The 25420-nt window shown below is 43.8% G+C and carries 21 protein-coding genes; 8 read left to right on the forward strand and 13 right to left on the reverse strand.

What is annotated here, in order from left to right; translation table 11 throughout:
• Window positions 1-150: 150 nt before the first annotated feature.
• A complete protein-coding gene (locus Q0R52_RS14980; protein WP_295795679.1) occupies window positions 151-2646 on the reverse strand; it encodes a gliding motility-associated C-terminal domain-containing protein in 2496 nt (831 codons plus the stop codon).
• Between the two features lie 170 nt (window positions 2647-2816).
• On the opposite strand from Q0R52_RS14980, the gene Q0R52_RS14985 reads away from it, so the two are divergent.
• A complete protein-coding gene (locus Q0R52_RS14985) occupies window positions 2817-3329 on the forward strand; it encodes a hypothetical protein (RefSeq protein WP_295795680.1) in 513 nt (170 codons plus the stop codon).
• The gene (locus Q0R52_RS14990) at window positions 3326-4366 is read left to right on the forward strand and encodes a patatin-like phospholipase family protein (RefSeq protein WP_252787726.1); all 1041 of its coding nucleotides are present in this window, start codon (window positions 3326-3328) and stop codon (window positions 4364-4366) included. The genes Q0R52_RS14985 and Q0R52_RS14990 overlap by 4 nt, the downstream gene beginning before the upstream one ends.
• 199 nt (window positions 4367-4565) lie before the next feature.
• Here the strand turns inward: Q0R52_RS14990 and Q0R52_RS14995 are convergent, their stop codons facing one another.
• The 3 genes from Q0R52_RS14995 to Q0R52_RS15005 all read right to left on the reverse strand — a co-directional run bounded on the left by Q0R52_RS14995 (window position 4566) and on the right by Q0R52_RS15005 (window position 8273).
• Complete coding sequence (locus tag Q0R52_RS14995) at window positions 4566-6461, reverse strand: PAS domain S-box protein (protein WP_295795684.1); 1896 nt, start codon at window positions 6459-6461, stop codon at window positions 4566-4568.
• 141 nt (window positions 6462-6602) lie between these two features.
• Window positions 6603-7103, reverse strand: a complete 501-nt coding sequence (locus Q0R52_RS15000; RefSeq protein ID WP_295795686.1) for a cupin domain-containing protein — start codon at window positions 7101-7103, stop codon at window positions 6603-6605.
• Window positions 7104-7187: 84 nt separating this feature from the next.
• Complete coding sequence (locus tag Q0R52_RS15005; protein WP_295795687.1) at window positions 7188-8273, reverse strand: hypothetical protein; 1086 nt, start codon at window positions 8271-8273, stop codon at window positions 7188-7190.
• 232 nt (window positions 8274-8505) lie between these two features.
• On the opposite strand from Q0R52_RS15005, the gene Q0R52_RS15010 reads away from it, so the two are divergent.
• The 3 genes from Q0R52_RS15010 (at window position 8506) to Q0R52_RS15020 (ending at window position 10748) form a co-directional block, all read left to right on the forward strand.
• Entirely contained in the window at window positions 8506-8688 is a 183-nt protein-coding gene (locus Q0R52_RS15010; RefSeq protein ID WP_295795689.1) for a hypothetical protein, read from the forward strand.
• Window positions 8689-8829: 141 nt separating this feature from the next.
• On the forward strand, window positions 8830-9636 hold the full coding sequence (locus Q0R52_RS15015; RefSeq protein WP_295795690.1) for a helix-turn-helix domain-containing protein: 807 nt from the start codon (window positions 8830-8832) through the stop codon (window positions 9634-9636).
• A 152-nt stretch (window positions 9637-9788) separates the two neighbouring features.
• Entirely contained in the window at window positions 9789-10748 is a 960-nt protein-coding gene (locus Q0R52_RS15020) for a nitrilase family protein (RefSeq protein ID WP_295795691.1), read from the forward strand.
• A gap of 58 nt (window positions 10749-10806) precedes the next feature.
• Here the strand turns inward: Q0R52_RS15020 and Q0R52_RS15025 are convergent, their stop codons facing one another.
• Both Q0R52_RS15025 and Q0R52_RS15030 read right to left on the reverse strand, forming a co-directional pair.
• Window positions 10807-11616: a nitrilase-related carbon-nitrogen hydrolase gene (locus tag Q0R52_RS15025; RefSeq protein WP_295795693.1), complete on the reverse strand. Its 810-nt coding sequence runs from the start codon at window positions 11614-11616 to the stop codon at window positions 10807-10809.
• 36 nt (window positions 11617-11652) lie between these two features.
• Complete coding sequence (locus Q0R52_RS15030) at window positions 11653-12267, reverse strand: hypothetical protein (protein ID WP_295795696.1); 615 nt, start codon at window positions 12265-12267, stop codon at window positions 11653-11655.
• 729 nt (window positions 12268-12996) lie between these two features.
• Between Q0R52_RS15030 and Q0R52_RS15035 the strand changes: the two genes are divergently transcribed.
• Window positions 12997-14289 (forward strand): Ig-like domain-containing protein, encoded by a 1293-nt coding sequence (locus tag Q0R52_RS15035; RefSeq protein WP_295795699.1) that lies wholly within the window; start codon window positions 12997-12999, stop codon window positions 14287-14289.
• 651 nt (window positions 14290-14940) lie between these two features.
• Here the strand turns inward: Q0R52_RS15035 and Q0R52_RS15040 are convergent.
• Entirely contained in the window at window positions 14941-15678 is a 738-nt protein-coding gene (locus Q0R52_RS15040) for a pirin family protein (RefSeq protein ID WP_295795701.1), read from the reverse strand.
• A 161-nt stretch (window positions 15679-15839) separates the two neighbouring features.
• The gene (locus Q0R52_RS15045; RefSeq protein ID WP_295795702.1) at window positions 15840-16565 is read right to left on the reverse strand and encodes a hydrolase; all 726 of its coding nucleotides are present in this window, start codon (window positions 16563-16565) and stop codon (window positions 15840-15842) included.
• Window positions 16566-16671: 106 nt separating this feature from the next.
• On the opposite strand from Q0R52_RS15045, the gene Q0R52_RS15050 reads away from it, so the two are divergent.
• A complete protein-coding gene (locus Q0R52_RS15050) occupies window positions 16672-17289 on the forward strand; it encodes a Crp/Fnr family transcriptional regulator (protein ID WP_295795704.1) in 618 nt (205 codons plus the stop codon).
• A 525-nt stretch (window positions 17290-17814) separates the two neighbouring features.
• On the opposite strand, the gene Q0R52_RS15055 is transcribed toward Q0R52_RS15050, so the two are convergent.
• The gene (locus tag Q0R52_RS15055; RefSeq protein ID WP_295795705.1) at window positions 17815-17982 is read right to left on the reverse strand and encodes a transposase; all 168 of its coding nucleotides are present in this window, start codon (window positions 17980-17982) and stop codon (window positions 17815-17817) included.
• A 1131-nt stretch (window positions 17983-19113) separates the two neighbouring features.
• Between Q0R52_RS15055 and Q0R52_RS15060 the strand changes: the two genes are divergently transcribed.
• Window positions 19114-21276: a glycoside hydrolase family 3 C-terminal domain-containing protein gene (locus tag Q0R52_RS15060; protein WP_295795707.1), complete on the forward strand. Its 2163-nt coding sequence runs from the start codon at window positions 19114-19116 to the stop codon at window positions 21274-21276.
• 249 nt (window positions 21277-21525) lie between these two features.
• Here Q0R52_RS15060 and Q0R52_RS15065 read toward each other — a convergent pair whose 3' ends face one another.
• The 4 genes from Q0R52_RS15065 to Q0R52_RS15080 form a co-directional block, all read right to left on the reverse strand.
• Entirely contained in the window at window positions 21526-22128 is a 603-nt protein-coding gene (locus tag Q0R52_RS15065; protein ID WP_295795709.1) for an outer membrane beta-barrel protein, read from the reverse strand.
• Window positions 22129-22163: 35 nt separating this feature from the next.
• Window positions 22164-22976: a sterol desaturase family protein gene (locus Q0R52_RS15070; RefSeq protein WP_295795711.1), complete on the reverse strand. Its 813-nt coding sequence runs from the start codon at window positions 22974-22976 to the stop codon at window positions 22164-22166.
• Between the two features lie 296 nt (window positions 22977-23272).
• A complete protein-coding gene (locus Q0R52_RS15075; protein WP_295795712.1) occupies window positions 23273-23971 on the reverse strand; it encodes an SDR family NAD(P)-dependent oxidoreductase in 699 nt (232 codons plus the stop codon).
• A gap of 141 nt (window positions 23972-24112) precedes the next feature.
• Window positions 24113-25363 (reverse strand): DUF2130 domain-containing protein, encoded by a 1251-nt coding sequence (locus Q0R52_RS15080; protein WP_295795714.1) that lies wholly within the window; start codon window positions 25361-25363, stop codon window positions 24113-24115.
• Window positions 25364-25420: the final 57 nt, after the last annotated feature.

A 25420-nucleotide genomic window follows, 5' to 3' on the forward strand; every position in this document is an offset into this window, starting at 1 on the left:
GGATAATGTTTATTGAGGCAAGATAGGGAAAAGAACAGACAGTTTTTAGGTGGATGTGTAATAATTGACATCGACAAAAAGTATTTTTCTGTTGCCGCCAGGTCTTTCAAAGAGGCACCGGTGGCAAAAAGGGTGCGTTTAATGCCTGGTTTACTTCACAATTGCCACCCAACCACTCCTGCGTTTGTAATTATTATATTTAAGGTCAATAACGTAATAGTAAGTGCCTACAGGTAACCGTTTTGAGTTATAGGTACCATCCCATGCTTTGGAATAACCAATTGAGTGAAATAAATGCTGGCCCCACCTGTTGTAAATGTCGATGGTTGCATCTTTGTAGTCCGAAAGGTAAGTAATATCCCATGTGTCATTAATGCCATCGCCATTTGGCGTAAATGTGTTGGGTATTACAATGTCATTTTTCAACACTTTTACTGTTACCAAAGCCGAAGCTTCGCACCCGGCAGTGGTTGTTGCTGTTAACGTATAAGTCGTAGTATAGTCTGGCGCTGCCAGCGGGTTTGGTACAGTGGGGTCATCTAACCCGCTGGTTGGCGTCCATTGGTATTTCGCTATATCGCCAGTAACTATCGGGTTTATCCTGACAGGATCCGAGCCGTTCACAATCACTCCCTGGCTGATGCTTATTGTTGGGATTGCATTTACCACTAAAGTAATGGTATTGCTGCTCACAACTGAAGGCGTAGCACACAATGCGTTGCTGGTTAAATTACATTCAATGATGTCATTATTTACAGGGTCGGTTACCGTATAAGCAGCACCCGTCGCCACCGGTATATTATTTTTGTACCATTGAAGTAAGGGCGAGTTTCCGCCGTTTACTGCGCCTGCAGTAAAACTTACAGGGGTGCCTGAACAAACAGCCGTTGACGAGCTGGCACTGATATTGACGGAAGGCGACACAGCAGGATTTACCGTTACCGTAACCGCCGCCGTTGCTGTGCAACTGTTTGCGTATGTAGCCAAAACGTTATAAGTCCCGCTGGTATGAAAGAAATTTACCGGGCTGCCCGGGGTATCGCCACCATCCCAAGCGTAGGATGCAGCGCCGCTGCCGGCTGTTAGTGTTACACTACCGCAATCTGTGGTGTTACCCGAAATAGTTAAAATAGGAGGCACGTCAACCGTGATAGTTTTTGAGGCGGGCATAGTACAGCCGCCGGCATTGGTTGCGTTTACCGTATAAGTGCCGCTTTGATGAAAGGTATTCGTTTGCTTATCGGGCGTATCGCCGCCATCCCACAGGTAAGATGTGCCGCCGGTTGCTGTAAGCGTAACGCTGCCACATGTGCTTGCTGTAACCGAAATTACCGGCGCAGCAGCATCAGGATTAACAGTAATTGTTGTGGACTTAGAAGCAGAGCACCCGTTAGCATCAGTTACCGATACCGTGTAAGTGCCGCTTTGATGAAATGTGTTTGCCGGTTGCCCGGGCGTGTCGCCGCCATCCCATGAATAAGATTTACCCCCGCCTGCCGTAAGCGTTACACTGCCGCAACCAGTTGTATTGCCCGAAATGACTGGTACCGGGGGAGCCGCAATAGTAACTGTTTTTGAAGTAGACGCAGTGCAGCCCCCGGCGCTGGTAGTTGTTACAGTATAGGTGCCGTTTTGATGAAAGGTATTTGAAGGTTTGTTGGGTGTATCGCCGCCATCCCATAAGTAAGACACGCCGCCGCTGGCTGTAAGCGTAATACTGCCACAGATGCTTGCTGTTTGGGAAATTACTGGTGGCGAACCATCAGGATTAACTGTCACAGTTTTTGAGGTTGACGTTGTGCAGCCTGCCGAATTAGTGACGGTAACAATGTACGTCCCACTTTGATGAAATGTATTAGTAGCCTTATCCGGGGTATCGCCATCATTCCATAAATAGGTTACCCCGCCGTCGGCAGTGAGCACAACCTTGCCACAGCTATTAGTCCCCTCGTTTATATTGATTGGGAAAGGCGGCGGTCGTAAGCCCCAGGTAATATTGGTATAAAACTCTTCAGTTGTTGAGTTTATGGTGACGCAGGTAAAATCACCCGGAAACATAATGATCGCGTACCCCTCGGTGCCGGTTAACGAAGTGCTGCTGTTATATACCATATTTCCACCATCGAACAAAACCACATAAGGGAGCGAGAAATCGAGTTTGCTGCTTATGCCGGCCGAACTACCGAGTGATGCTATTAACAACACAGGGTTAGTAACAGTTTTTGAAAAGCACATTGTAGTGGTCCCGCCGGCACCCTTCGACCAAGTTGTTTCCGGAACTTGTGCATCGGGTATCGGCGAAGGGTAAGTGCTGAATTTTGAGTAATTGTAAATTCCGGGAGTAGAGCCAAAGTCAAAATTCGACGTCATTGTTACGTTAACCAGGCTTCCATCTGCGTCGTTAATGGTACCTGTCGCGCTCGCACCTGTAAAACTTCCCCACGACGCCCAGTTGATGTCGTTACAGTTTGCTTGTGAATGTGGAATTGTAGCGGCAACATAACCGGGTTTCTTTTTCTTTGCTGTTTTTTGATGTGTTGCTTTTTTATAGTTTTTAAGGCGGGGAATTGTTGCACCCGAACTAACCTGTAAAAACACAAGAATTATTAAACAAATAAAAGTCGATTGTAGTCTCCCTGGTGCCATTATTGTACTTTTCAAAAATACGATTTAAAAAATCAGATTTATGGCAGTAAAAGCCTCTGCCTGATAAACCTGCATGTAAACGGACAAACCATTAATTAAAAAATAAAATATGGATGGTATTGTAAGTTAAATAATTGTTACCTACATTTATTTAACTAAACTTTAATCCTATGAAAGCATTTAGCCTGGCACTCCTGCTGCTTTTATTTTCCATTCGTTTATTGGCCCAGGATCCTGAATTTCCGAAGGAGTTTATTATGCATTTAAAACTGCATAGTGGTATGGTAACCACCTTTAATGGCAATACGCCTGACATTTATACCGGTGGGATCCAACTGGTTCCTCAGTATACCTTTGTAACCAACCTGATAAGGGGAGGTGTGATAGCCGATGGGTTTTATACCGACAAAAAGTTGCAGGGCGCATTTGGCCCAACGGTATCCATAAAGTTAACGACCCTTAAAGCCGAGCCATTTGGCAGTTTGGGAAACATCAATCTCAGTATCGACCATTTGTGGGGTACGGGCAGGCAGCGCTTGCTGGGCGGCGGTATAAATGCCGACATTGGTAACCTGGTGGTTTTAGGCATAACCATGCATCGGGACTACGGGCTGCATGATTGGTGGCTGCAGAGTTCGCTGGGATTCCGTATCAGTAAAAAAACTAAAATTAAACCTATATGAGCAGGGCCTTAGTTATTAGCGGCGGCGGTTCGAAGGGAGCCTTTGCTGTGGGTATTGTAAAAAGATTATTGGAGAATTATCCCAATCTTAAGTTTGATATGTATGTGGGCACCAGCACGGGCTCATTAATAGTGCCGCTGCTGGCGATGAACGAAATGGCGCTGCTGGAAGAAATATACACTACGCAAACCACAAAGGATATTGTGCTGCAAAACAGGCTGGGCGATAGGATAGGGGATGAGTCGATTTTTGATGCCACACCCTTATGGAACACATTGGGAAAGAATTATACCGATGACCGTTACAATACCTTGCTGGCAAGCGGCAAGCGCCTGTTTATCAATACCACCTGCATGCAATCAGGCGAGTTAGTGGTATTTACAACGGATACTGCACCAATTGAACCCGATAATTACCAAATAAAAACTATGGTAGATGCCAATCATTTCCGCCGGGCGGTAATGGCTTCGGCCTGCCAGCCCGTGTTTATGCAGCCGATAACGGTGAACAGGGATGTACCCGGTGACCCCAACCCAACCTTCCAGTTTGTTGATGGCGGCGTTAAGCAGTATGTGGGCATAGAAATGGCAATAGATAACGGTGCGACCGAAATTTTCACCATATTACTGTCGCCCGAGGAGGATGCCGTCGACAATGTTAGCTACGGGGACCTGTTTGGCATCCTGCAAAAAACTATCGGAATTTTTTCGGACGGTGTGGCCAAGGATGATTTGATTATCCCGCAGCAATACAACACAGCCCTAACGTATATCGAGGCCGTAAAATCGAAAATGAAAGCCGGCGGCATAAGCAGTGATGCGGTAGACGAATACTTTAACATTCCCGAAGTAAAAAACCCTTACCAGGGTAAACAGCCAATAAAGTTTTTCACCTTCCAGCCAACAGCGCCATTGGGAGGTGGCCCGGGCGGCCTGACTTTTGATCCTGTTGAAATGAGGGGTATGCTGGAAAAGGGAGTGGCCGCAGCAAACGAGTTTATTGCAACTGTGAATCCTGCGGATATTACATGGGGGTAGAGCGAATGAATGGACATTAATCTATGTAGCCGTAGAGACGTGATGCTTCGCGTCTCCTGCATGCAAATAAATTTTCGCAATGGGTGTGAGATGTAATTAAGTTACGTGATACCTGTCCTTCGTTAGACGCGAAGCGTCGCGTCTACGGCGTAACTAAACTATTTATCCAGACGCCCAGTCAAGAAGAGACGACCAATAACTATTCCCCCGGCAATTCAATCTCAAACTCCGTTCCTTCACCCGGTTTGCTTTTTACCGTAATTTTGCCCTTCATGGTTTCTATCTGCGTTTTCACCATAAAAAGCCCAAGACCTTTGCCTTCCACGTGGCTGTGGAAACGTTTGTAAAGGCCAAATAAATCGCCGCCCTTCGCCGCTAAATCAATGCCCAGGCCATTATCCCTAAATTTCAGTATTAATTTATTGCCGTTCTGCGTGCTGCTGATTTCAATAACCAATGGCTCATTTTCGCGGCGGTATTTAATGCTGTTTGATATAAGATTTAAAAATATACTGTAGATAAACGACTTGATCGACCTAATATCTGTTACCCCGAACGTGGTTTTTATTGTTGCGCCCGCCTGTGTTACTATCGTATTCAGGCTGCTTTTAACATCGCTGAAAACCTCGTAAAGCTTTACTGTTTCTTTCTTCTCGTTCAGCTCGTTTTTTGATTGCAGAATGGTGTGCAGGTCGGTAATTACATCATCAAGTTTGGTTATAGACCGCGAAAGGCCCCGCACGGCTATTTCCCTATCATCGGCATCAAGTTCTACGTCCTTCAGCATTTCGGCGCAACCCATAATGTTTGCCACCGGCGACCGTAAGTTGTGCGATATGATATAAGTAAACTGCTCCAGGTTTTTGTTCTGCTGTATCAGGTCGTCAATCAATTGTGTTCGTTCAATCTCGTAGTTTTTGCGGGCAGTAAGATCCTGCATCGCGCCTACCATGCGTAGCGGTACGTTGTTTTTATCGTGTATGATGTAGCCCCTGTCGTAAACATAAGCCATGGTACCATCAGCTTTGGCGTAGCGATATTCTTCTTCCCAAATATAGCTGCTTTTGTTTGTTATCGAAAACTGTATGCTGTTAACTACCCTTTCGACATCGTCCGGGTGAATTTTGTTTTTCCATTCTGCATAGTCTCCTTCCAATTGTCCCAGTTTGTAACCAAACACCTTTTCGTAACCTTCGCCCCACTGTATGTGGTATGTTTTTAAATCCATGTCCCATATAGCGTCATGGGTGGCCTTTACAACGTAGTTAAACCGCTCGTTGCTGGCGAGCAATTTGTCGTTGACTATTTTTAAATTTTCCTGGTATAAAAACTGGTCGGTTACCTCGCGGTCGACAACCAGGGCGCCAATAATTTCCCCTTTTTCATCCTTTATTGGCGAAGTAGAAATAGATAAATACACGTTGCCCTTCTTTGGGTTTTTAATAAGGTATATTTCATCCTTTATAAACTCTCCGTGCAGCGCTCTAACAATTGGCAGGTTATCGGTTGGCAGTAAGGTGTCTCCATCCTGCTGGTATATGTTAAACCTTTTTGACCAATCGTAAGTTTTTGAATCGACAGGCTCAACTCCAAGTAAATCAATCATTGCCTGATTAAATATCAAAAAATGGCCATTTTTGTCAACAACAGCAAGGCCATCGTTTGTGTTGTTAACAACCGCATTTAGCAACTGTTGCCTGGTAAATATTTCTTTTTCGGTAGCGCGGCGCTCGGTTATATCAATTAAATTAACACACGTACGGGGTTCGCCGTTTTCATCCTTAAAAACCACTGCCGACATTTCGCAGGGGAAACGCTCACCATTTTTCCTGATACCGATAGCCTCTCCTTTGGCAGCGCCGTGGAGGTCCCTGGTTTGTAAAAATGAAACGAAGTTCGGGTCGGCCAATTCAAACAGGCCGAAGCGTCCTATCTTTTTAAATTCATCGGTGGTGTAGCCAAAAATATTGCTGGCGGCCTTGTTAATATCCAAAATAGTACCATTGGGGATGGTGAAAAATATGGCACTAAGCGAATTGTCAAAAATTGCTTTATAGTAGTTGTTAGTGTTGGTGGTATTCTCGGCTGGCGGCATACTTAGGTTAGTAATTAATAAATGCCTGTAAAGCGCAAACTTGCGATAAGGCGCTCAAAACCTTTGTTTAAAATTAAACAGGTTTTAAAGTGCTAATATAAACCATTTTATTACAAGATATGGGCCGTCACCACCCGGTATTTAGCCTAAAAAATCGGGCGGGTACACCTTTTGACCGTATTTTTCGACAACTGTTATAAGCTTTTTAATGCTTTCTTCGTCCATTGGTGGTGGCGGCAGGAAAGTGCCGGCGTCAACCGGTTTGCCAATTTCTAAAAACATTTCTTCCAGCCCGGCAGGCGTAACAGTGCACAGCAAGTGCGCTAATGTATCCGTTTTGTTTTTAAAACAGTGCACAATGCCACCTTTGGGTATGTTTACGAAGGCACCTTTTTTCGCAATATAAGTGCCCGCTTCTGATTTTACCTCAACTTCGCCATCAATCACATAAAACGATTCATCAAAACCCGCATGTGCATGCGGACCCGGGCCGCCATTGGGTGGCACCAACATATCAATAACGGCAAAGGCGCCGTTCGTTTGTTTACCGCTTATCAAAATGCGGTAGTTATCACCAACTACTGATAGGGTTTGTCCTTCGGTTGGGTTGATGGTAATGGGGGCGGTTTTTAAGGTTTCCATAGTTTGTACAGCTAGTTTATCGAGACCGTCAATTTTCGGACCAGTAATAGCAACAATAGGTCCATCGGTGTTTTTGCGGGCAGGTTAAACAGTGCCGCCGGGTTTTAAACGCTGTGTTTTGAGGGCAAATGGCGGTCGTAAGAGCCAGCTTTTATTGTTTTGCTTACGTGCCACCAGCCAATAAAAAAAGAAAGCGGCGGCCGCTCCGGCCAATAGCTGTACGCTCCATACTGGCAATTTACCCTCAAGATTAATCAGCAGGCCTTCGGCACTGGATTTGCCAAAACCAAGTAAAGCAGGTATGCGGTACCAATAGTAGCACGATACACCCGCTGCAGCAAAAAAACTCACCAGTTTTTTTTCAAATTTCCGGCTTATAAAGGTGTATGAGATTGAAAAAATTGTGAGTGTAAATGCTAAGCCAATAAGCGGCATTTTATAAACCGCTACAAATAGATTATTTAAACCTGCTTTTTGTTCATCATGCACCTGGAACCACCCCCATATAAAGCCCGGCAGCCCACCCGTAATTAAAAACATGCTTAGTCGTTGGTAAATGGTTTTGCCTGACGACACGGGGTGAGTGGTAACCGTAGAATCGGGACAGGGAACTACGCAGTTCATGCAGTTGGTACAGTGTGCATTGGGCACCGCCATTAGCACATTACCACCATATAACTTTTCAACAGGATGTACAGGGCAGAGGCCAGAGCACCACACACTTTTCCATTCGTAAAATAACCCGGGTATAATGCCCGCCAAAACCAATGTTATTATCAACGAGGCCGTGGCAACGCCGCTGGTGTTAAAAAAGGCATGCCGCAATGGCACAATAGCAAATAATGCAATTACACCCAACAGGTTTAAAATCCCCGATTGTTTTGCAGTTAACTTTTTGCCTTTTGATAACCCCATATGCCGGGGTAACAGGTTTGTAGTTGCCAGTGGGCAAATGTTACGCCACAGGCCGGTAAATACCACCAGCAAAGCGGGTGCTGCGGGTATAAGTATGTTCCAAAATAACAAAAGACCTGTTCGCGGATAAAACAGCAGGCAGTATAAAATGCCTGCACCAACTAACCAAACACAGGCTTGAGCAATACGCCAGGCGAACTTTGAACGGGTAGATAAACGGTAACCTTTTTTGGGATTAACTATAGTTTGGGACATAAAAAACAGTAACGGCGGCCAAAGTATAGGTTTAGATTAAGTTATAAAATGATGAACATCACATACCGGCAAGTAGCCTTTTGTTTTCCAAAATGTTTGCTCGTTCGCTTTATAAAATTATACCAGTATTATTTGCCGGGCGGCTGGTGAAATTGTCGGTTTCTTCCAATGCGGGAGGTTGTTTAGTTAGTAGTTTTGCAGATATTTAACGCCGGGCAAAAGCCGTTCAACTATGTTAACCAATGTTTTAGGTTTTTATAAACAAGCTTACCGGGGCCTCTCGCGGTATAGCTGGTATTTGAGCATGGTGATGCTGGTTAATCGCACCGGCACTATGGTAATGCCATTTATGAGTATTTACTGCATTAGTAAACGTCACTTTATTATTGTGCAGGCGGGTGATCAGGATAGATAATGTAGATGAAACTAAAATTAAAGCGAAATAGATTCAAGGTTGGTTATACCAGAGATCTTCGGCCCGTGTTTTTTCCTGGCTCTTTAATCTTGGTTCTTGACTCCATAAAATTAACTATCTTTATAATGCAAACCGCGCCATATGCAATTGCCACCGTCAGCAGCACTGTCATCCATCGTAAAGCACTATCTGATTTTAGAGAGCGACAGGAACATTCATTCAAACTACCGTTTATTTTCGGATGGCAACCCCGGCATTGTATTTCATTATAAAAATCAGTTTAAGCAACTTTATCATAACGATACAAGGGAACAAACGCAGCCGCGCAGTTTTGTATACGGGCAAATAACCCATTACTACGATTTGCAGGCTACCGGCAGCCTGGGTATGGTGGTAGTTGTTTTGCACCCTTATAGCATTAATTCTCTGTTTAGGGTATCGGCAGACGAGTTTAATAACGGTACCATCGACCTTGTTGATTTTTATGGCAGCGAGGTGCACAATGTAGAAGAACAAATACACAGTGCCAAATCCAGCAATGAAATAATTGCCGTTATTGAGAAATTCCTGTTGAAGAAAACTACTGCCGCATACCCCAACGATGCTGCCTTTAACCAGGCCATCAGCCTGATTTATCAGCATAAAGGTATCGTAACTGTAGAGGGGCTGTTAAAAATAATCCCGGTTACGGAGCGACAGTTGCAGCGTAAATTCAAGCATTATATCGGCATCAATCCCAAAAGATTTGCGGACGTTGTTAAACTGCAGCATTTTTTAAAGCTGCTTAAAAACCACCCACCCGACGACAAACTGGCAGCTATTGTTTACGACAGCGGCTATTACGACCAGGCGCATCTAAATAACTGGTTTAAAAAAAGCTCAGGCGTTACCCCATTACAATACCGCAGCAACAGCAATTTGCTCGCTATTAATTTTATGCAGATGTAGGGGAGGAGTCTTAAGTCGGGAGTCTTAAGTCAAAAGTGAATATTCGACTTAGGACTTTCAACTAAAGACATGCGACTTTTTTCAAAACGTCGGTTTCTTCCAAGTATCCCCACGTCGCAATGGTTAGTTTTGACCAACATTAAACAAAGCACATGGAAACTATCAAAATTGCTACCGCCCAGTTTGAGCACAAAAGCGGTGATAAAAACTACAACCTTTCAATTATTAAAAAGCTGGCGCAACGGGCAAGCGCGGCAGGGGCAAACGTTATTGCCTTTCACGAATGTTGCATAACAGGTTACACCTTTGCCCGCGAACTTTCAAAATCCCAAATGCTGGAGCTTGCGGAAGAACTGACCTGCAGCCCCAGTGTTGAAGCACTGCGGCAAATTGCAGCCGAATTTGATATTACCATATTGGCGGGCCTCTTCGAAAGGGATGTTGAAGGCAACCTGTACAAACCTTACATATGCATTGATAAAACCGGGCTGGTTGCAAGCCACCGCAAGCTGCACCCCTTCATAAACCCGTACTTGACTCCCGGCAACAGCTATACCGTTTTTGATTTGTACGGGTGGAAATGTGGCATACTGATTTGCTACGATAACAACGTGATCGAAAATGTAAGGGCAACAGCCCTGCTTGGCGCCGATATTATTTTTATGCCCCACGTTACTATGTGCACGCCGTCAACCCGGCCCGGTGCGGGGTTTGTAGATGCTGAGCTATGGAAAGATAAGGAAGTCAATGCCGGAATTTTACGCGCCGAATTTGACGGCCCCAAAGGTCGTGAGTGGCTAATGAAATGGTTACCAGCCCGCGCGTATGACAACGCGATATACGCCATATTCTCCAATGCTATTGGTATGGACCACGACCAGCTGAAAAACGGTCGCTCCATGATTATCGACCCATTTGGCGAAGTTATAGCTGAATGCCGCACCATGGACGACAGCCTTGTTATTGCCGAAATAACTGCCGATAAATTAACCCAGGCCGGGGGCTACCGCTATAGAAAAGCCCGCAGGCCCGATTTGTATAAGGACATTATTGGTAAAGCACATACCAGTGAGCAGAAAGTGGTTTGGCTGAATATGGGGAAGGAAGGCTAGGGCCACAGCCCACGGCTGTATTATAGTCTCGAATATGGTTAAAGGATATTTTATTACATCAACCCAAATAAAACTTCGGCCTCCGGTCGTTCAACAGATCGTTATAAGCGTTAAAAAATTTATCCCTGGTTAGTAAAGGATCTATTTCGAGAGTTATTACGTGCTGCTCAGTTTTGTCAGCCTGTTCAATGGGCTCTCCGGTGAAGTTATAAAGTACCGAGCCGCCGGTAAAGGTTAATGATTGTGTGCTGCCGTCGTCCATTTGCCGGGTTTCGGTGCCGCAGCGGTTGGCAACTGCTACATAAACTTTATTTTCCAAAGCCCGCGCAGCCATGCCAATTCCCCACACATTCGACACTAAGTTCGACGGGCAGGCGATGATATCCGCTCCCAGCAGTGTAAGGCTGCGGGCAGCCTCGGGGTACCGCCAGTCGTTGCAGATCATGATTCCCACTTTACAATCTTTTAGCGGGTGGTCGACGATGAAAAATCCTGAGTTGCCTTCGCTAAAACATACCTTTTCGCGGAAGAACAGGTGGGTTTTACGGTACACCTTCAGTTCCCCGCCGGGCAAAGCAATCAATGCCGAATTGTATACTTTTTCGCCATCCCGCTCGGCAAAGCCGGCTATCACCATAGCTTTATGTTCGTTAGCCAGTTGTTTAAAAAAAGCAATGCTTTCGCCATCCAGCCCTTCGGATGCAGTTAGTGCTTCTGCCTGGTTTAAAAAGGAGTAACCCGTAGTGCAAAGCTCGGGCAGCAGTATAATATCAGTTTCAACACCATTCAGCAAACCGGCAATGTGCTGCAGGTTTTTAGCGGGGGCGCCAAATTCGGGGGTAAATTGCACAAGGCTGATCTTTAGCATAGGGCTTAATTAAATTGAATGTAAAAGTATTATTTTCTACCCATCATTAACAACCTTGCGCCGCTTCCATATCCTAAAGTTTAGTGTAAATGTTTTCTTTTGTATAAGCGTGCGCCAGTCGATAAACAAAACCGCGCCCAAAAAAAGCAGCCAAACAATCAAACTGGCAATCGATTTCCACGAAACGGTATCGAACATTGTATCGATGTGCTCCGAGGCATACTTACCTAAATTAACGGTAATGGCGTCGCTGGTGAATTTGCCCACAAAAAATGCCGGAATAATATACAGCGGGCGGATTTTTGCAATGCCGCCCGCCAGGAACAGCGGCGTTGTGGGGAGTGGCAATAAGGAATAAGCTACAATGCCCATTTGCCCTTTCCAGCCCTTTTCCTTCATTTTTTCGCCAAGGAACTGGATGTCCTCATTCTTTGATTTTTTAAAGATGCCACCAGCCAGCAGCGGGATATAAAGCGTAAGTACATACCTGCCTAAAATTGAACCCGCAACGCCAATTATAATAACCGTCCAGATGTTTAACCCATACATTATTTGGAAAAAGATCATAATAGTGAAGGCGGGCGGGAACGGAATGGCCACCACATCAAATATAAACGACCCCAAAAAAACCAAAGCGTACTGCCACCACATATTTATTTATTTTTATAACCGGTTATTAACCGAAAAATGAGAATCGGTTTGTTACCGAAGGTACGACCACGAGCGGATTAGTTAAGTGACGGGCGTCATTTTAACATTTGTGGTGCATCACAAATTACCCTTTAATGATCTTCATGGTTGTGACGGTTAGGAATAACAAATTACGGAATTTTAACGGAGATTATAAGCATCAACGTAAACGGAAACCGACGCTAAAGTGTAAAGCTATACCGATATTATAGTATAATTTTATGTTCCTGTTCACAGTGAAACACAAGGAACAGGGTGGAACAGTGAAAGGTCATCCCGGGATGCTAAAAACACGGTTCCTGCATCAGTAACGCGGTTTTTTATAATCTGCCATGCCAAAAAACGTGAAAAGTACTGACAAATTGGTGTCAGCACTTTTCGTGAAAACTTGCGCCAGTACCTTATTCGCAGGTTACACGCCTGCAAAGCGTTCCATTTTTCCGCGGAACGGGTGGAACACTATGGAACATACTGATTATCAGATATTTTAGTTTTTACTAAAATGTAAGTATCTGATAATTAAGTGTTATGTGATTTCATGTTTTTGGATGTTTTTTTGTAATTTATTTATAATCAGCGTGTTCCACTTTTTGAGTTGATTGCAATGGCTTCTAAAGTATATTTTCTTTATGCAATTTATTTCGGGAAAATTGTAACCCTTGTCTTAAAAGAAACGTCTTACACACAACTATGAAATTCTTTTACATTATCGCGATTGCCATTTCTTTCCCGGTTTTTGTTCAGGCACAGCAGCAACCTAACACCATTGTCTACACCTCAGATATTGATAGGTTTTGGACGGCCTTCGACAGTGTACGCACCACAAGTGATACAGCAAAGCAAGTTCAATTTATCCGGCAACTCTACGTAGATAAAGGTACTGAAGGCTTGAAGGCATTTATGCAAGCACGCGACTACGATGCTAAATTGTGGGTCGAACTCATAAATAAATATCCTAAATTCTGGCAAAGTATTAAAACCAATACGTTGTCGGTGAAGGGCCAGGTAAATTTAATTACTAGCGGCGTTCAAACATTAAAAGAAATGTATCCCGAAATGCGGCCGGCTAAAATGTACTTCACCATTGGCGGCTTGCGTTCGGGCGGTACCACTACAGGCGACATGGTTTTAGTTGGCGCGGAAATAGCGACTGCTGATAAAAATACTGATGCTTCAGAACTTGGTGACTGGTTGAAAAATGTTTTTAAAAATCAACAAAGTTCCAACCTTGTTAGCCTGAATATTCATGAATATGTGCATACTCAACAGAAAGGCGGAAGCAACACGGTACTCGCGCAATGTATAAAAGAGGGCGCCGCAGATTTTATTGCAGAACTCGTAACAAAAACCCCCAATAATAGCGCTTATGCAATCTATGGCAGGGAACACGAAAAGGAATTGAAGCAAAAATTCAGCATTGATATGTTTAGTACTGCCACCAGCCTTTGGTTGTATAATGGTTCTAACAGCTCCCATGCGGACCTGGGCTACTTTATAGGCTATGCAATTTGCAAGGCCTATTATCAACAACAATCAAACAAAAAACAAGCTATCAGGAACATAATAGAGTTGGATTATAGCAATGAGCAACAGGTAGTCGATTTCTGCAATCAGTCGGGGTATTTTAAGGAACCAGTCAACAAGCAGCAGTCGTTAGCCGAATTTGAAAAATTACAACCTTCTGTTTTAAGCATATATCCGGCTATCAATTCACAAAAGAATGTCCCGGCAACCCTAACTGAGCTCACTTTCAACTTTTCTGAACCAATGGGTAAGGGGGTGTCTATTTCTTTCGGCGAAGGAGGCAAAGAACATTTCCCTTTGACCGATGTAATTGGCTTTGCAGATGATATGAAGTCGTTTAAAGTCAAGCTTTCATTACAGCCGGGAAAAAGCTATAATTTAAAACTTACCGGCAAAGGCTTTAAATCTCAAAATGGCTATCCGCTAAAAGAGTATAGGGTGCAGTTTGAAGTGCAATAATCTCAGGTTTATAAATGCCGCTTATATTTTTAGGGGAAACCTTATTACAATTGAACCAGCCCGTTCAAGATTGGCGCTGCTATACCGACTTTTTGTCCTCCGCCCGCTTAAATTTTTCCTCTCCTCTTCTCAGGCGCGTGAGTATGCAGCACAGAGGCCTTTAGAGGTGGCGTACTCGTGCCCCGCGTTTAGGTAGCCAGCGTTTATATAGCCCGGTTTATAACAAAGAGGACTACTTTATTTAAACGAATTTGTCAGACCAAAGTAAAACCGTAGCTTTAACTCGAGGGGTGCTAAGGAGCATAATTTAATAGACGTTCTTTTAATTGAACTGCAAATAATGTAAACCAAATGTTCATCGTGTCACGAGTACCCCACCTCTAAAGGCCTGCGCTGCATACTCACGCCAGAAGGGGTGTTGATGTAATTTGTTTGTAATCAATGTGTTCCGCTTTTTTGGGTTGATTAAAATTGGCGGTTACTGGAGACAAAGTCTCCAGGCATAGTCGTCCGTAGTTTCTAAACTACGGACAGCGGGAGTTTTTGATTCGATAAAATATCGTTAAATAAGAAAATCGTTTGTTTCCAGGTAGTGCTGGTTCGAGTTCGAGAAACATTGTTACTGAAAAATACTCAAAATATGATTCTCAATTAGCTCCAAATCATTTTATAATTTGGAACTAAAGGCGTTTCAATGTAAAACAATTCACCGTCTATCTCAAACTCCACTTCCAGGTTTTCAAGATTTGAGATTCGAACCGCATCATCTGATGTTAAAGCATTACCATCTATGATGGTATCGCCTTTTAAAACATAAAACGTATAACTACTATTTTTATTTAATTGTAAATTATACCTACCTTTTTTATCGAAAAAAAGGCGTTTGATTGATAAGCCCGGGGTAAGCACATTGGCAATACTTCCTTTTCCGACATAAATAATTGTTTTAATTCCATTTTCAATTATCGGTTTAAAATCTTTGCTATGATAATCTGTATATGATGGCGCTTTTTTTACTGCTTCATTAAAATTAGGATCAAACCAAATTTGGAAGTTTCGTGTTCCCTTAGTAATTCTCTCCTGGTGCTGAATTCCACTATTTGATTGAATAACTTGAAAATCTCCTTTTTCTAATGGTGTCCAAACTTTTGTTGCCGTGTCGTAATGTGCTACATTTCCTTCTAAAATAAAAGTCATTATTTCAAACCCTTCGTGCGGATGCAATCCAAACTCACATTTGTCAATTGCCCGTGCGTGACTCCAATAAAATAGACTGGAATATGGTTTAACATTATCTTTGACTCCATTAGCTACTGGTTTGTTTGCAATAAAATTACCATTGAATATTGTTCTATTAAACTGGTCTTCTTTTTTTAATAACTGTATCATTTTTATCTCCTTTTTTAATGTTGTGGCATACAACATTGGTAATGGACTTAAGCCGTATTATATAATGACAATAGCGGTTTAAAAAAATGGTTGCTTTTTCAGGAGCAACCATTTCTTATTGATTTGGTATTTAATGTATCATTAGGATACAGGGCCCCCAATTATTTTTCTGATTTAGCAACTTCCTGGGCTTTATAGTATTGTTCGATAACAGCCTGGAAATTAGGCACCATATCTGCCAGCAGTTTGGCAAAATCGCCGGCTTCTTTCCTTCTCCAGTCTTTCATCAATTCAGGAAGCACGGCGCCACAGGTTACCGGGATAGCGCCTGCCTGGGTTAAGCGGAGCATAGCCAGGTTATGAGCTTCAGGGGTGATATCTCCACTGGCATCAGCAACTGCATAAACAGTATAGCCTTCTCCAAGGGCAGACAAGGCAGGATACACTACACATACGCTGGTCCACATACCGGAGATAATAAGAGTCTTCTTACCTGTAGCTTTAACTGCATTAACGAATTCTTTGCTATCCCAGGCGTTAATTTCTCCCTGTCGGATAACATACTTTGCATTTGGTGCATTGTCTTTTACCTCAGGAAGTGTAGGACCGTTTGGTCCTGTCGGAACGGATGCGGTATAAATGGCAGGGATATGCAACAATTGGGATGCTTTCGCAAGAGTGGCAAGATTTTTCCTTAATTCTCCAACCGGCATACTGTGGACGGTTTGAACTAAACCACTTTGATGGTCGACAAATAAGAAAACAGCATCATCCGGATTGATCAGTGTAGTTTTTTTCTGCTGTGCGTTAGATACTGTAAAACTCACGCTTAAAACGAATATGATCGATAGCGCTTTTAGAACTGATGATTTGATTAATTTTTTCATAAATTTATTTTAAAAAGTTATCGTTATTTAATAACACAAAATTAGAACGTCGCATGCGTCAGTGAAATAACGTACCTTATTGAATTGACTTAACCTAGATTAAGAAATGACTAAATTTACCCAGATTACTGATCCAAAATTTGACACCGCCTCACTCGAAAATCATGTTAAAACCTATGTGAGTTTGAGCGAGGATGAAGTCTTGGCGCTAAATTCCCTGGCTCAGTATAAAAAGGTAAAAAAGAATCAATACCTCATCCATGAGGGTGGAATAGCAGCCATCAGTTGCTATGTATTGAGCGGGTGCCTTAGGACTTACCTATTAGACAATAAAGGGATAGAACACATTCTTGGATTTGCAACGCCTGGCTGGTGGACAGGAAGTTTGCAAAACTTCTACAATGACAAACCAAGCCAACTGAACATCCAGGCCATAGTTGATACGGAAATCTTATTCTTTACAAAGGAGACTAAAGAAAAGTTGTTTTTGTCAGGTGCAGTCTTCGAAAGATACTTCCGGATTTTGACTGAACGTTCATTAATTGATTTTCAGGCACGCACGATGGAAATTCTCAGTCTCAGTGCAGAAGAGCGATATTGGAATTTCTATAACAAATATCCCGACCTGATGATGAAATTGCCACAAAAGTACATCGCCGGTTATATAGGCGTCACACCTGAATTCTTAAGCAAGATGAAAAGCAATGGCTTACGAAAGCCGTAATCTTGAAATCCTGGATAAAAAAAGAGGCTGTCTCAAAAAAGCTTCTTTTTTATGGAACAAAACCATTTTCTAAGACAAATTGACCCTGCTGTTCGAAGTTCTGTGACTTCGAACGATTATGCCTGTAGTCTCTGACAACAGGGAACCGTCAGACTTCGACAGATGTCAGACGATAATAAAACTTATATCATTGCGAAAAGCGCCTGCTCCCGCAAGCGTTTTTCTTTTTACGCTGCCGCAAGCCCGCTTGCGGCCCGCTGACAAGTAACAAAGCGGCAGGTAGCAAACTATTTAATCAATTATCACCTTTACCAATCCCTTTATCCCCGCAATAATCACGCGCGCTACTGTATAAATATTCAAAGTCGTTTTCAACAAAGCCGGCTTCTACAGGCTTATTGTGCGTATAATCAACTTTTTGCTGAAAAACCGCTTCGGTACATCAATCAATCGGCTGGTTATGTTGCTGCCAAAACTGATTTTTTGAATTGTTTGAGTTAGCTACCCCTGCTTTTTTAAAGGAATTCAACAGCCATTCGCGCCGGCTTCCTGTTGGTTTTCTTCAATAAGTTTTATCAGCTTTCGCGATGTATATGACTTAAACCCGCCGATCAAATCTTCCGGTTTCTCGGTTGCCGACCGGAAAACTAAATGAATATGGCTGGGCATTATGCACCAGGCATATATTTCCATTCCCTTTTTATCTACGCATTGGTTCAGGCTTTCAACTATGCAATCAAATTATAACCTGCGCACAAACACATCAACCCAAAATACGGTGGCAAAACTTACAAAATATATCCCCTCTGGGTTAGGGAATTTATAGTTACGGCTCAGGCTTTAAAGCTACAAATTCTGTGTCATAAAAATAGTCCGCTTTGATTGTAAAGCGGGCTACCTGGATGATGTTAAGAACGCTGGCTACCTAAACGCCGGCCACAAGCGAGGACGTATGCGGCAGCGAAGCAAATGGTTTACGGGGCTTTCTTGTGCAATAAATATACGAAAAAGCGGTAACTTTACATCAATGGAAAAGCAAAAGAAAGAACCCATATTTCTTGAAAGGGGTGACGGGCTAGGCTGGACTTTGAATTTTGACCGACTAATTTCTTATTTCATATTGTTCGGTTTTATAGCATTGATAATAGGTTTTGGCATTTATTGCACATTTTATATAAAGGGATAACTTTATTTGAGTATGTCAGACAAGAAAACATCCTCAAGAGGCAAGCAACATCTTTCATAGCATTATGAAAGCAAGTGTTAAGCCTGTAAAGGCAGATAAGGACGAAAAGGAGAAACCAAAGCCTAAAAAGAAATAACTATGGCGTTAATAATTGTTTTGATAATTACCTCTATTCTATATTTTATAAATAGAAAGAAACTTAACGAAAAAACACCCATCCTTAGAACATGGTGGATTATAATTTATTTTTTTTCTTCAATAATAGGACTGTTTTTGTTTTTTGAGATACTACACATTATCAAATACCACAAAATAGGTTTTTAAACCAATGGTCTAACAGGTATATAGTCTCCTATCAAGACAAAAAGTAACAGCCCCCTCGGCAATTGAGCGGGGTGAACTATAAGTTCTATGAAGAAATAAATCTCCGTAGCAACTCATACATCATCACATTTTTTTTCAGAGAATCCCTGATGGATTCTCAGCATTATCGGCTACCATTCTCAAATCCGTTAAATCGTGTAAATCCCGGTACTATTTTAACAATACCCCGGTAGTTGTTAATTTAGTCGTATATTGAGTTTACTTTACACTTATCGGGGCTTGTGGCCCGCGATTCAACCAATTATCCACCACCCATGAAAATTAAAATTTTCGCCAGCTTAACCATCGTCGCATTTATGCTGACGTTTACCAAAGCCCATGCACAAACCCAAAGCAGTCAGGCGCTCGAGGCCAAAATATCGGGCATCATCAAAAAACTAACGATCGAAGAAAAGATAAGCATGCTGCATGCCAACAGCATTTTCGGCACGGCTGGCGTACCGCGACTGGGCATACCGGGTTTAATGACGGATGATGGTCCGCTTGGTGTGCGCGAAGATTTAAAGGAAGGCTGGGCCTCGGCCAACTTAACTACTGATTCGGCTACGTTTTTCCCGAATGGGTCGGCACTTGCGGCTACCTGGAACCCGGGGCTGGCTTACCGCTACGGGCACGATATGGGCGAAGAGGCCCGCTGGCGCAAAAAATGGATTATGCTGGTACCGGCATTTAACATTGCCCGTACCCCGCTTTGCGGCCGTACGTATGAATATTATTCGGAAGATCCTTTTTTGAACTCGAGGTTGGCGGTGCAGGCCGTGAACGGGATACAGGGCCAGGGCATAGCCGCTTGTGTAAAGCATTTTGCCGCCAACAACCAGGAAGTGGAACGCGGGCGGGTAAGCGTTGAACTGGATGAACGCACTTTGCGCGAAATTTACCTGCCTGCTTTTAAAGCGGCAGTAACCGAGGCAAATGCATGGACGATAATGTCGGCCTATAACAAAATACGGGGCGTTTACTGTTCCGAAAACCCTTATTTGCTCAACACTATTTTAAAAGACGAGTGGAAATTTAAAGGCATCGTAATAAGCGATTGGGGTGGCACGCACAGCACCGTAAATGCCGCCAATAACGGTTTGGATTTAGAAATGGGCAGCGGCGGCAACTATAGTAAATACTTTTTTGCCCAGCCACTGCTCGATTCGGTAAAAGCCGGCAAGGTAAGCATGGCGGTTATTGATGAAAAAATACACCGCATTTTGTGGGTAATGTACCATACGGTAATGGCTACCAACCCACCCGCAGGGAAAATAAACACCCCGGAACACAGCAAAACGGCTTATGATATTGCGGCAGAGTCGATAGTGTTATTAAAAAACGAGCAGCATTTATTACCGCTTAATACGAGCGGCCTTAAAAGCATTGCTGTGATTGGCGACAATGCTACGGAAATGTTTCACCTCGGTGGGTTTGGGGCAGGGGTAAAGGCAAGGTACGAGGTTACTGCCCTGGCCGGGTTGCAAAACAGGCTGGGTAAGGCAGTCGCCATCAACTACGCGCAAGGCTACTCCGGCGTTTATAAACCGCAGCGCCGCGATACCAGCAATAAGTATAACAAGCCTGATACGGCGTTAATTGCGCAGGCTGTTGCTGCAGCTAAAAAGTCGGATTACGCTATAGTGTTCGTCGGTGGCAACCGCGAATGGGAAAGCGAAGCCCGCGACCGCAAGGATTTAACCCTGCCTTTTGGCGAACAGCAACTGGTTGATGCTGTGACCGCGGTTAATGCCAAAACCATTGTAGTTGTGGTTGCCGGTGCGCCTTACGATCTTGGTAAAATAAAAAAGAACAACAGCACGGTCGTATGGTCGTGGTATAACGGGTCGGAAAATGGCAATGCTTTGGCCGATGTGTTGCTGGGCAAAGTAAACCCATCGGGCAGGTTGCCCTTTACCTTCCCTAATGAGCTGAAAGATTCACCCGCGCATGCCCTGAACGCGTACCCCGGTACCGACCTGAAGGTAGAATACAAGGAAGGGATTTTAGTGGGCTACCGCTGGTTCGATACTAAAAAAATCGAGCCGATGTATTGCTTCGGGTATGGCCTGTCGTACACTGATTATAAGTACGCAACCCTGCAAACCGCTAAAAAAAGTTATAGCAAAACTGAAAATATTACTGCTACCATAAAAGTAACCAACACCGGCAAATATGCTGGTAAAGAAACCGTGCAGCTGTACATCAGCAAACCAAACTCGGCTGTTGAACGGGCTGACAAAGAGCTGAAAGCATTCAAAAAAGTAAGCATTGCCGCCGGCCAAGCCGCCAATGTAACCCTAAGCATCCCGGTTAAGGACTTAGCTTATTTCGATAATAAGACCAATAAATGGGTAGTTGAACCGGGTAAATATACGTTACTTGTGGGGGCATCATCGAGAGATATTAAAGGTACGGCGAGTGTGGTGGTGAAGTAGTGAGCAGTGAGTAGTGAGTAGGCAGTAGCGGGTGGTGTGTTAGAAGAACTGAGTTAGATATAAGAACATGATCGATTAAGTTGCGGGCGAAACCACAATAATTGGTGGTCGCCTCACCCTGCCCTCTCCAAAGGAGAGGCTCTGAAAAGTAAATTTCGAAGAGCGAAGTTTAAGTCCTCTCCTTTGGAGAGGATTTAGGTGAGGCGACGATAAAAACTGTGGTCTACCAATCCTTATATCGAACTCAACTCAGAAAAGCGTGGTGGTGAAACCAATGCTAAAGGTTAGGTTTCCTGCCGATGAGGTGTAGCGGTGCTGGATAAGGTTTGGATAATAAGCGGGTTCGGCTACCAATGCAAAATGCGGTGCAAGATAGTATTCGAAACCACCGGCCAGTTTAAATGCCGGTTGCGTTTTGCTTATCTGTTTTATTGTGTAACCCGTGGTGGTGCCTGATACCACGTCGTAGTTGCGCTGCTCGAGGCCTGTTTGCGCTAAAAGATACCAGCCAATTCCCTTCACTTTTTTTCGGTAACCGGCGCCCACCACAAAATAATTAACATGCAGCGTGCCGCTTTGCACGTTGGTTTGCTGGTAAAGGCCGCCGTCGCTTTTATAACTGCTGCTTATGCCATCGTAATTAAAGCGGAAGAATACGGGGTTGTTGTCGGGCCGGTACTCCATTGCCGCGTTTAGCACAAAGCCACGCTTGTAATGCTGGTGCTGATCATAAAGGTGCAGGTTAATACCTATCATCCCCGGAAAATAAATGCGCGAGGAGGCACTTTCGGTCTGCGAAAATGCAGCCGCAGCATAAAAAATCAAAAAGGTAAAAAGGCTGTATCTATACAACTGTTATTTATTAAGATTAGCCAGACGCAGTAAACCTACTTTCGCACCAGCTTTTGAAACGGTATTTTTAAAATATTTACAAACCGGCCCGTTACAACCGGGTCGGTATGGGTATCAATTCCAAAATGTGTTTCTTCTGCTGACAGTTCCTGGTAGGTTCCAAACAGGCGGTCCCAAATGGACAGGACATCGCCATAATTACAGTCGGTATAAGGCAGTTGGTAATGGTGGTGCACATGGTGCAGGTTGGGGGTAATAAACACGGCGCCAACCACCATGTTCAGTTTGCGGGGCAGCCTGAATTCGGTATGCGCAAGCACATTAAAAAAGCTTTGAAAGGCCTGCCGTATCATCAGCACCACAATGCCGGGACCCAGCAAAAACACCCACAGCATTAAAAAGCAGGTGCGGATGCAAGTTTCAACAGGGTGCTCGCGCAGGGTTGTTGAAACATCAACCTTTAAATCGCTGTGGTGCACCAGGTGAAAGCGCCACAAAATATCAAACTTATGCATGATCACGTGGTAAGTATATTCGCCAAGATCCATCAATAAAAACAGGCTGATGTAATACACCCATTTATTTAGATGATAGGGAATAAAATAAATGAGGCCCCAATGATTTGCGTTTGTCCAATTTAAAATGAGGATGATAAAAATGGTTAGCAAAAGCTGCAGCGGCAGCGCGGTGAAAATAAACGAGGCATTTAAAAAAGTGTGTGGCAGTTTCGATTTGGGCTTAATGGCGCTCACAAAGCATTCCGCCACCCATAACGAAGTGATTATCAAAGCATAAAAAAGTACTTGCGATAAGTCTTCGTGCTGCTGTATAAAGGTACGGGCAATCATGGTTTAATAGGGGTGTAAATAACTCCCTAAAAATAAATATTAATTCTGTATTATTTTTGAAGTACACCAATATTAAATTTATATAAACTTGCCTGGGGGGGCGATATAGGGGTAGCTGAGGGGGACTCACGATAATCAAATTACACTTTTGTCATTGCGAGCGAGGTACGAGCGCGGCAACCGCGAACTTTACAGGGCGGCCATGCAGAGTTCGCGGTTGCTTCGTGCCTCGCAATGACAAATTTATTAGGGTTGTAGTGTTGTTTATTGCTCCGGATTCAACCTGTTAAAAGCACTCAATACCTCTTCAGGTCCCGCGTTGGCAATAATGGCCCCAAATCCGAAGCCGATTTCGGTTTTGCCTTCAGCCAGTTGCGCAAAAAAACTGAATCGATAAATTCACTTACCGGTTGCGCAAAATCGTGCAGGCCCTTGCCGCCAAGGTCGGTGTTAAGTGCGGGTGGGATTAGTTCAATTACCTCGATATTTTTGCCTTTCAGCAGATACCTGGCTGATAGCGTAAAAGAATGGAAAAATGCCTTAGTGGCGCTATAAACCGGCACTTTTGTAAACGGCACAAATGCCAGCCCTGATGTTACGTTAATAATAGTAGTTAACGATTTTAACCCGGCAAAAAGTCCTGTCAAATGCACAGGTGCCGTTATGTTGGTTGTTATTTCGGTTTGCGCCCGCTCGAAAAAGTTGTCGTCGGTAATGTTCATCCAGTTTTGCATGCCGGCGTTATTTACCAACACGTTTGTGTCAGGGTGATTTTCAGCTACCCAGTTGTAAAGTTCAACGCGGTCTGCTTCAACAGCCAGGTCGCAAACTTTGGTAATCAACCCGGGAAACCTTGCGGCTACCTCATTTAAAACATCTTCACGCCGACCGCACACAATTACAGTATTGCCTTCGCTCATAAACCTTTCGGTAAGCCCTAACCCGATGCCGCTTGCACCGCCTGTTATTAATATTTTATTGTTCGATAATTTCATGGTTGTCTATTTTGTTGGGAACAAAGATGAGGTGAAAATGGCGCAGGAAGTTTGCGAAAGTCAATCAGATAATTGCAAAAATCAAATAAAACGAGATTTGTCATTCTTCACTACGTTCAGAATGACAAAAATAGCTTGGGTCTATTCCAACAACAATGCATCCTCATCATCCGTCAAACTCAATTGTATCACATCGCTGCCGGCGATACCCTCTATTGAGCCTTGTATATGGGCGGCATTAAGTAGTACTTTTTCCAACTGCTTTTCGCGGGCCTTCCAGAGTTTCTCCATAGCATCGCGTTCTTTTTGTATGCTCATGCGCATGCTCAGAAAACCCTCGCGTATGGCCTTCCATTGTTCGCTGAACTCGCTGCTGATGAGGTAATCATACAGCAGGTGCATTTTATCACCCTTGTTATCCTGCGACTTAGCCAGGTTGCTCAGTTTCAGGATACCGTCGCGCAGGATATAAGCTACAGCCCGCACCTCATCGAAAGAACAAATCCAAACGCCATCGCGTTCGCCAAAACAGTCCATGCCTTTAGGGTAGCACTGGCTCACAATAACGGCAACATCAACGCCAATGCCGCGCATGTCCTTTTTTAATTTTTCAATCCAGTCGGCCCCGAAATCCTTGGTGCGTTTGCTTTCATAAATTATCCGTCCGCACTCCTGCCCAAACTGGTTGCGCACGGTTTGCACGCAATCAGCGCCACGCACACCTTTGCCCACTTCGCTTATTACGTCGAAGGGGAAATTAACGCGTAGCAAGTCTTCAAGTATAAGCTCCTGCACCTCGCCCTGTAGCTGCATTGAGCCTTGTTCGGCTTTACGCTTCATCTCTTCGGCCAGTTTTTTCTGGTCGTCCAGTTGTTTTTCCAGTTCTTTTACTTTCAGCTGGTAGTCGGTATCTTTTAGATTAAACTTTTCGCTTTCCTGTTTGCGTATCTGTTCGGTAAGCTCGTTGCGCTGCTCCTGCAGCTTGCGTTGCAGGGCAAGCTCAAGTTCAGCCTCTTTCTCTGCCAAAGCTTTTTCTTTCTGCAAAAATTCCAGTTCCTTCTGGCGACCGAGCTTTAGCTTTTCGTCTTTTTCGGCAACGCTGTTTTGCAGCATCAGCATTTGGTTTTCAAAATCGGTAGCGATGGATTTGCGCAGACTTTGCTCTACCTGCTGCTGCAATAGTTTTTTTTCGTCGGCCAGGCGCTGCTCAAATTGCTGTACCTGCAGTTTTTCGCGGTTTACAAAATCATTTTCCTTTTTGCGGTACTCCTCTTCCTTTTGCTGTGTGTACTCCTGCATCTTCACCCGAAGCTCCTTTTTGTACTCCTCGGCCATCACTTCCTCAATCGGGAACCCAAACCCGCAGCTGGGGCATTTAACTTCTGTCGCCATAGTTTTAAATAGGCGTTAAAGATAAGAAAAGTTCATGGTTGATGGTTCATAGTTCAT

It is taken from the genome of Mucilaginibacter sp. (assembly GCF_025359345.1).
Lineage (GTDB): Bacteria > Bacteroidota > Bacteroidia > Sphingobacteriales > Sphingobacteriaceae > Mucilaginibacter.

Excerpts from the sequence above, each read along its gene's own strand:
- Q0R52_RS15035 (WP_295795699.1), top strand. The coding sequence starts at position 12,997 with ATGAAATTCTTTTACATTATCGCGATTGCCATTTCTTTCCCGGTTTTT.
- Q0R52_RS15080 (WP_295795714.1), bottom strand. The coding sequence starts at position 25,363 with ATGGCGACAGAAGTTAAATGCCCCAGCTGCGGGTTTGGGTTCCCGATT.
- Q0R52_RS15045 (WP_295795702.1), bottom strand. The coding sequence starts at position 16,565 with ATGAAAAAATTAATCAAATCATCAGTTCTAAAAGCGCTATCGATCATA.
- Q0R52_RS15055 (WP_295795705.1), bottom strand. The coding sequence starts at position 17,982 with ATGGAAATATATGCCTGGTGCATAATGCCCAGCCATATTCATTTAGTT.
- Q0R52_RS15070 (WP_295795711.1), bottom strand. The coding sequence starts at position 22,976 with ATGATTGCCCGTACCTTTATACAGCAGCACGAAGACTTATCGCAAGTA.
- Q0R52_RS15075 (WP_295795712.1), bottom strand. The coding sequence starts at position 23,971 with ATGAAATTATCGAACAATAAAATATTAATAACAGGCGGTGCAAGCGGC.
- Q0R52_RS15040 (WP_295795701.1), bottom strand. The coding sequence starts at position 15,678 with ATGATACAGTTATTAAAAAAAGAAGACCAGTTTAATAGAACAATATTC.
- Q0R52_RS15025 (WP_295795693.1), bottom strand. The coding sequence starts at position 11,616 with ATGCTAAAGATCAGCCTTGTGCAATTTACCCCCGAATTTGGCGCCCCC.
- Q0R52_RS15015 (WP_295795690.1), top strand. The coding sequence starts at position 8,830 with ATGCAATTGCCACCGTCAGCAGCACTGTCATCCATCGTAAAGCACTAT.
- Q0R52_RS15050 (WP_295795704.1), top strand. The coding sequence starts at position 16,672 with ATGACTAAATTTACCCAGATTACTGATCCAAAATTTGACACCGCCTCA.
- Q0R52_RS15005 (WP_295795687.1), bottom strand. The coding sequence starts at position 8,273 with ATGTCCCAAACTATAGTTAATCCCAAAAAAGGTTACCGTTTATCTACC.
- Q0R52_RS15020 (WP_295795691.1), top strand. The coding sequence starts at position 9,789 with ATGGAAACTATCAAAATTGCTACCGCCCAGTTTGAGCACAAAAGCGGT.
- Q0R52_RS14980 (WP_295795679.1), bottom strand. The coding sequence starts at position 2,646 with ATGGCACCAGGGAGACTACAATCGACTTTTATTTGTTTAATAATTCTT.
- Q0R52_RS15030 (WP_295795696.1), bottom strand. The coding sequence starts at position 12,267 with ATGTGGTGGCAGTACGCTTTGGTTTTTTTGGGGTCGTTTATATTTGAT.
- Q0R52_RS14985 (WP_295795680.1), top strand. The coding sequence starts at position 2,817 with ATGAAAGCATTTAGCCTGGCACTCCTGCTGCTTTTATTTTCCATTCGT.
- Q0R52_RS14995 (WP_295795684.1), bottom strand. The coding sequence starts at position 6,461 with ATGCCGCCAGCCGAGAATACCACCAACACTAACAACTACTATAAAGCA.
- Q0R52_RS15010 (WP_295795689.1), top strand. The coding sequence starts at position 8,506 with ATGTTAACCAATGTTTTAGGTTTTTATAAACAAGCTTACCGGGGCCTC.
- Q0R52_RS14990 (WP_252787726.1), top strand. The coding sequence starts at position 3,326 with ATGAGCAGGGCCTTAGTTATTAGCGGCGGCGGTTCGAAGGGAGCCTTT.
- Q0R52_RS15060 (WP_295795707.1), top strand. The coding sequence starts at position 19,114 with ATGAAAATTAAAATTTTCGCCAGCTTAACCATCGTCGCATTTATGCTG.
- Q0R52_RS15000 (WP_295795686.1), bottom strand. The coding sequence starts at position 7,103 with ATGGAAACCTTAAAAACCGCCCCCATTACCATCAACCCAACCGAAGGA.